The sequence below is a fragment of the Streptomyces sp. NPDC002790 genome (assembly GCF_040295505.1).
Classification (GTDB): Bacteria; Actinomycetota; Actinomycetes; order Streptomycetales; family Streptomycetaceae; genus Streptomyces.
In genome coordinates this window covers 23,241-29,240 of sequence record NZ_JBEOVM010000079.1, presented here as the reverse complement: position 1 = coordinate 29,240, position 6,000 = coordinate 23,241, and the positions used below count along the sequence as shown (strand labels likewise).

At 74.5% G+C, this 6,000-nt stretch carries 6 protein-coding genes; all 6 read right to left on the bottom strand.

What is annotated here, in order from left to right:
* Positions 1–108: 108 nt before the first annotated feature.
* The 6 genes from eboE to ABT004_RS26900 are packed head-to-tail and all read right to left on the bottom strand — an operon-like array spanning position 109 to position 5,873.
* The gene (gene eboE / locus ABT004_RS26925; protein ID WP_351341822.1) at positions 109–1,290 is read right to left on the bottom strand and encodes a metabolite traffic protein EboE; all 1,182 of its coding nucleotides are present in this window, start codon (positions 1,288–1,290) and stop codon (positions 109–111) included.
* Positions 1,291–1,293: 3 nt separating this feature from the next.
* A complete protein-coding gene (locus ABT004_RS26920) occupies positions 1,294–2,145 on the bottom strand; it encodes a TatD family hydrolase (RefSeq protein WP_351341820.1) in 852 nt (283 codons plus the stop codon).
* Positions 2,145–2,825 (bottom strand): EboA domain-containing protein, encoded by a 681-nt coding sequence (locus tag ABT004_RS26915; RefSeq protein ID WP_351341818.1) that lies wholly within the window; start codon positions 2,823–2,825, stop codon positions 2,145–2,147. Before ABT004_RS26915 ends, ABT004_RS26920 begins: the two co-directional genes overlap by 1 nt.
* Positions 2,822–3,715, bottom strand: a complete 894-nt coding sequence (locus ABT004_RS26910) for a sugar phosphate isomerase/epimerase family protein (protein ID WP_351341817.1) — start codon at positions 3,713–3,715, stop codon at positions 2,822–2,824. Before ABT004_RS26910 ends, ABT004_RS26915 begins: the two co-directional genes overlap by 4 nt.
* Positions 3,712–4,734, bottom strand: coding sequence for an SCO3242 family prenyltransferase (locus tag ABT004_RS26905; RefSeq protein ID WP_351341815.1), 1,023 nt, complete (start codon positions 4,732–4,734; stop codon positions 3,712–3,714). Before ABT004_RS26905 ends, ABT004_RS26910 begins: the two co-directional genes overlap by 4 nt.
* Positions 4,731–5,873 (bottom strand): inositol-3-phosphate synthase, encoded by a 1,143-nt coding sequence (locus ABT004_RS26900; RefSeq protein ID WP_351341813.1) that lies wholly within the window; start codon positions 5,871–5,873, stop codon positions 4,731–4,733. Before ABT004_RS26900 ends, ABT004_RS26905 begins: the two co-directional genes overlap by 4 nt.
* Positions 5,874–6,000: the final 127 nt, after the last annotated feature.

Below are 6,000 nucleotides of genomic sequence, written 5' to 3'. Positions count from 1 at the left end.
CTTGAGCAGGCCTTTTAAGCCCCTGCGGCGATTGAGCAGCGGGGTCCGGGGCGGAGCCCCGTGGCGTGGGGGCGGCGCCGCGCCGGGCATCCGACGACTGACCGGAGGTCATGGCAACTCCTTGAGGCCGAGGTCGGTCAACAGATCACGGGCCAGGGCCAGTTCCGCCGCAATGCCATCGGCCAACTGCTGCCGCCCACGCGGCCGCAAGGCCACCGGCAGCGCCTGCCACGTGTAGGTCTCGACCTCCAGGTGACGGGTGAGCGGACGCGCACCACCGACGAGGCGGACGAGCGCGTCCTTGAGGACATCGAGTGTGGAGGTGAGAGGCGCGGCGGGAGCCGCGTGCAGCGGTACGTGGAAGTGGGCCCGCCAGGGCACCCCCTGCGGCAGACCACCCCGCCCACCGCCAGCCAGGGCCTCGCCGAGGTCGTCGACGCCATGCAGGGCGCCGTCGGCACAGGCCCGGGTCTGGTGCAGGAAGCGGGGCTCGTCGAACGCGGCGAGCGCGGCCCGGACTTCGGGCAGATGGGGCTGTTCGGCATGGAGCGCGGCGGAGAGTTGCGCCTTCACGACGGGGATGTGGGCGGCGCCCAGGGCGTCGAGCGCGGTGTCGGGTTCTTCAAAGGAGGTGGCGAGGTGGCAGGTGTCCAGACACAGGCCGATACGGTCGGTGCGGGCGACGTCGGTGAGGGGGCCGATGGCGTCGCCGGTGGTCTCGACGGTGCAGCCGGGTTCGGGTTCAAGGCCGACGCGGATCGAGTGGCCGGTCAGCTCCTCGATGGTGTCGAGGCGTTCGGCGAGGGTGCGCAGGGCGTCACGGGCCCGTTCGGCGCGCGGCGGATCGTGCGCGGTGCGCCAGGCGAGCGGCAGGGTGGAGACGGTGCCCTCGGTGGCGTCGGCGGGCAGCAGGGCGCCGAGCAGCCGGGCCAGGTCGACGGTGTGGGTGAGGCGCTCCTCGTCGGCCCAGTCCGGCTTGTAGACGCGGTACTTGACCTCCGCCGCGCCGAACCCCTCGTAGGGGAAGCCGTTGAGGGTGACGACCTCGAGGCCGCGCCGGTCGAGTTCGGCGCGCAGTCCGCGCAGCGCGGTGGGGTCGGTGACGAGGGCGCGGGCAGCGTCCCTCGCGAGCCACAGGCCGATGCCGAGTCGGTCCCTGCCGAGGCGCTTGCGCACGGGTTCGCAGTGGTCGCGCAGTTGGGCGAGGACGCCGTCGAGGGTCTCGGCGGGGTGCACGTTGGTGCAGTACGCGAGGTGGACGGTGGAGCCGTCGGGGTGCCGGAAGCGCATGGGTCACTCACCGCCGCGCAGGACCGAGTTGCCTTCGTGGGTAGCGGGTTCCGTCGCCGGGACGTCGAGTCGCAGGCGGTCGCTGAGCCCGTAGAACGCGACCGGGTTGCGCCACAGCACGTGGTCGACGTCGTCGGCGGTGAAGCCGGTGGCGAGCATGGCGTCGGCGACCTTGCGGGTCTTGAGCGGGTCGCTGTTGCCCCAGTCGGCCGCGGAGTTGACGAGGACCTTATCCGGCCCTTGGACGCGCAGGATCTCCACCATCCGCTCCTCGTCCATCTTGGTGTCCGGGTAGACGGAGAAGCCGAGCCAGGCGCCGGAGTCCTTGGCCTCCTTGACGGTGGTCTCGTTGAGGTGGTCGATCAGGACCCGCTCGACGGGCAGCGCGGACTCGCGGACGACGTCGAGGGTGCGGCGAAGCCCGGCGAGCTTGTCGCGGTGCGGGGTGTGCACGAGGGCGGGCAGGCCGTGGTCGGCGGCCAGTTGAAGCTGGACGGCGAGCGCGGTGTCCTCGGCGGCGGTCATGGAGTCGTAGCCGATCTCGCCGACGGCGACGACGTTGTCCTTCACGAGGTAGCGGGGCAGCGCGTCCAGGACGGGGGTGCAGCGCGGGTCGTTCGCCTCCTTGGGGTTGAGGGCGATCGTGCAGTGGTGCGCGATCCCGTACTGGGCGGCGCGGAAGGGCTCCCAGCCCAGGAGGGAGTCGAAGTAGTCGTAGAAGGAGGCGGGCGACGTGCGGGGCTGGCCGAGCCAGAAGGCGGGTTCCACCAGGGCCCGCACCCCGGCGGCGTGCATCGCCTTGTAGTCGTCGGTGGTGCGCGAGGTCATGTGGATGTGGGGGTCGAAGATGCGCATCAGGACTCCTTGCCGTGGGGATCGGCCCGGTTCTCCGTCAGGGGCTCGGGCGCGGTGCGGGCCAGGACGCGGTGCAGGTCGTCGGGGACGGGGCGCCCGGCGGCGGTGCGCTCGTCGGCGAAGTCGGCCAGCATGCGGGCGAGTTCGCCGTCGCCGCGGGCGCGGTCGGTCAGCAGCGCCACGGCGTCCACCGGTACCCCGGTGAACAGGCACTTGAGGACGGCGTGCCGCCACGCGTGGGCGGGCAGGTGCGTGGCGGCGTACGGCCCGACGGCGGCCGCCACCAGGCGGGTGTCGTTGGCGCGCAGGGCGTCCTCGACCAGCGGGAGGGCGTCCGGGCCTGCCACCAGGTGGGGCAGGGCGAGCAGTACGGCGCGGCGTTCGGCGGCGCTGCCCTGGGTGTACAGCGCGGCGAGCGTGGCGGTGTCTGCTCTGGCGGCGTGCAGCAGCAGGAGCCGGGCGGCGTCCGCGTGTTCGTCGCCGGCGCGGCGGCCGGCTTCGGCGAAGCGCAATTGCCATGCCGGGAGGGGGTGTTCGCGCGCTTCGTCGGCTGGGTGCGTGGCCGCGTCGGTGAGCGCCGCGTGCAGCCAGGCGCGGGCGGTGTCGTCCAGCGCGGCGTCGAGCCGTTCACGGACGACGCCGAGGGCCGGGAGGGAGACGGTGTCGGTGTCGTACGTCATGGGGTACCTCCTCGCAGCGCCGACGGGGTCACAGCACGCAGGAAGTCGATTGATTGGGAGGCCAGTTGGGGGCCCGCGTGGGAGTGGCGGGGCAGTTCGACGACGGTCAGGCCGCGGTAGCCGGTGGCGGCGAGGGCGTCGAGCACGGGCGGGAAGTCGATCTCCCCTTCGCCGAACGGCAGATGCTCGTGGACGCCCCGGCGCATGTCCTCGATCTGCACATGCCGCAGCCAGGGCGCCGCCGCGCGGACGCAGTCGGCGGGAGGCAGCGGCTCCAGGCACTGGCAGTGCCCGATGTCGAGGGTCAGGCCGAGCGCCTCGGGGCTGCCCAGGTCGCGGCGCAGCCGGTGGAAGTCGGCCAGCGTGGCGAGGAGATGGCCGGGTTCGGGCTCGATGGCGAGCGGCACACCGGCGGAGTCGGCGGCTTCCAGTACGGGGGTGAGCGCTGCGGCGAGGTGCTTCCACGCGGTGTCCGGGTCGGTGCCGTCGGGGGTCACGCCGCTGAAGCAGTGCACCGCGTGGGCGCCCAGGTCGGCGGCGGCCTGGGCGGCGCGGACGAGCAGTCGGATACGTAGGGCCCGGGCGTCGGGGTCCGGGTCGAGGAGGGAGGGGCCGTGTTTGCGGCGTGGGTCGAGAACGTAACGGGCGCCGGTCTCCACGGTGACCGTGAGCCGGTGCCGGTCAAGGGCGCGGGCCACCTCGCGGGTGCGCGCCGCAAGGTCCGGGGCGAGCGGGTCGAGGTGCATGTGGTCGAGGGTGAGCCCGACACCGTCGTAGCCGAGGTCGGCGAGGAGGCCGAGGGCGTCGTCGAGGCGCAGGTCGGTGAGGCCGTTGGTGCCGTAACCCCAGCGGGGCGGGAGCGCGGCACGTTCGGGGCCGGTCGCGGTCATGTGACGCTCACCTTCTTCGCGAAGCGGCGGGCGAGCGGAGCGAGGGCGAGGGTGGCCAGGGCGCTCACGGGGGCGCCGGAGCGGGCGGCCAGCGCGGACTGGAGGGGGACGAGCGCGCGAATCCCGGCGCCGACGGCGCGCTGGGTGAGCGGGGGCGAGGGGTTGAGCGCGGCGTGGAAGAGGGGGCGCAGGGCGGTGGCGGCGTATGCGGCGACGGGGAGGACGAGGGTGCCCCGGCCGTCGCCCCACGCCAGGCGGGGGCCCCTCCCCTGCGGGGCCAGGAGCGCGGCGGCGATCGCGGCACCCGTGGCCAGGGCCGTCAAGGGCCCGACGACGGAGCCACCCTGGGCTTCGCTGCGGGAGACGGTGGTGACCGCGGTCGCGTGGGTGGCCAGGGTGGCGGCCGCGGCGAGCACCGGCACCAGGGCGCCGCGCACCCCGGCCGAAGGCGCCATCGCCCCCGCAGGGGCTGTCGCCGCCGCAGGCACTGTCGCCGCCGCAGGCACTGTCGCCGCCGCAGGCACTGTCGCCGCCGCAGGGGCTGTCGCCGCCGCGCCCATGAGCAGGTCCAAGCCGCGGGCGGCGCCCATCGCTGCCGGGCCCGCCGCGGTGTGCTTGAGGTGCAGGTCGTATGCCCACACCGTCGCCGCGAGGGCCGTCGCCAGCGTGCCGGTCGTCCGGCCGGCACGGGAGGCCAGGGCGAGGCCGGTGCCGGTCAGCGCTCCCGCCGCGATCAGCGCGTGGCCCGGGCGGATGCGTCCGGAGGGCAGTGGGCGGTGCGGGCGGTCGCGGGCGTCCTCGTCGCGGTCGGCCCAGTCGTTGAGCGCCATGCCCGCCGCGTACAGGCTGACGGAGGCGCCGACGGCGAGGAACGTGCCGCGGGTGGGCCGGGCCCCTGCCGCGGCGGCCCCGGCCAAGGCGTCCCCCGGCACGGTGAACAGGGCCGGGAGCCGCAGGAGTTCGACCCACGCCCGGCCTCGCGACGCCGGCCCCCGCTCCCCCACCCCCTCCCCACTCACGCCGCACCGTCCCGCAGGCGCTCCGCGAAGGAGAGAAGGGACTCGTACTGGCGGTCCAGGTCGGAGGACGCGCCGGGGTCGGGATCCTTGAAGTAGAAGCCCAACTCGGGCCGTGGGCCGGTCAGTCCGGACTCCGCGGCGCTCAGCAGCAGGCGCACGAGGTCGAGGACGAGGGGCGCGGCGAGGGCCGAGTCGCAGCCCTGCCACGTGGTCTGCAGGGTCATCCGCGCGCCGAGGAAACCGTCGAAGGCGATGTGGTCCCAGGCCGTCTTCCAGTCGCCGAGCGCCGGGACGTCGTCGATGTGGACCTCGCCCTGCGGGACGGCGCCGAGGGTGTCGGCGAGGACGCGTTCCTTGCCGGCGTTCTTCGCGGCGGCCGCGGCCGGATCGGCGAGGGCGGCGCCGTCACCGCCGCCGAGGAGGTTGGTGCCGGACCACGCGCGCACGTCGAGCGCGCGCTTGCGGAACATCGGGCCGAGCACGGACCGCAGCAGCGTCTGCCCGGTCTTGCCGTCGCGGCCCGCGTAGGGGACGCCCGCGGTGTGCGCCGCGTGCTGAAGAGAGAGGTGGTGGAGTCCCGTGGAGGGGGTGAAGTTGATGTACGGAAGGCCGGCGCGCAGGGCCGCCGCGGCGTACAGGGAGCTGGCCGGGAGCTCGTCCCCGCGTGGTGGCGCCTCGGTGGAGGCGACGTTCACGACGACGGCCCCGGCCAGGGCGTGGCGTCGTACGAAGGACTGGATGTCGGCGGTGAAGGCGGCGATCAGCTCGTCCTGGGGGCGGCCGTCGCCGGGCAGCGGTCGGCCGGGCACGATCTCCCGGTCGGCGGCGGCGAGTTCGGCGCCCACCGCTCCCGGAAGTCCGTGCGGCAGCACTCCCCCGGCGGCGAGCTGTTCGGCGCGCTTGGGGAGCGGGCAGTCGAGGGTGTCGTGGCCGCCGAAGACGAGGGACGTCAGGGACGGCAGGCCCACCGTGGTGAACGGCTCGGTCTCCGTGACCATGCCGGACGGCGAATGCAGCCCGGCGCCGATGGCGGCGCACCCCGCGATCGCCGTGGTGGCGACGGAGCCGCGGGCCCCGACCAGCCACACACCGAACCGGGGGCCGGGCGGGGACGAAGGGCAGGACGGTCCGGCGGACATGGGCAGCCTCCTAGTCGAACGTGAAGCCATGCGTGGAACCAGTCGTGAAGCCATGCGTGCGCATCTGCGCGAACCAGCTGGGCGCGAACCACCTGGGCGCGAACCCGCTGGGTGCCCCGCCGTTCCC

Coding starts and splice junctions, on each gene's coding strand:
- eboE (WP_351341822.1), bottom strand. CDS start 1,290: ATGCGCTTCCGGCACCCCGACGGCTCCACCGTCCACCTCGCGTACTGC.
- ABT004_RS26920 (WP_351341820.1), bottom strand. CDS start 2,145: ATGCGCATCTTCGACCCCCACATCCACATGACCTCGCGCACCACCGAC.
- ABT004_RS26915 (WP_351341818.1), bottom strand. CDS start 2,825: ATGACGTACGACACCGACACCGTCTCCCTCCCGGCCCTCGGCGTCGTC.
- ABT004_RS26910 (WP_351341817.1), bottom strand. CDS start 3,715: ATGACCGCGACCGGCCCCGAACGTGCCGCGCTCCCGCCCCGCTGGGGT.
- ABT004_RS26900 (WP_351341813.1), bottom strand. CDS start 5,873: ATGTCCGCCGGACCGTCCTGCCCTTCGTCCCCGCCCGGCCCCCGGTTC.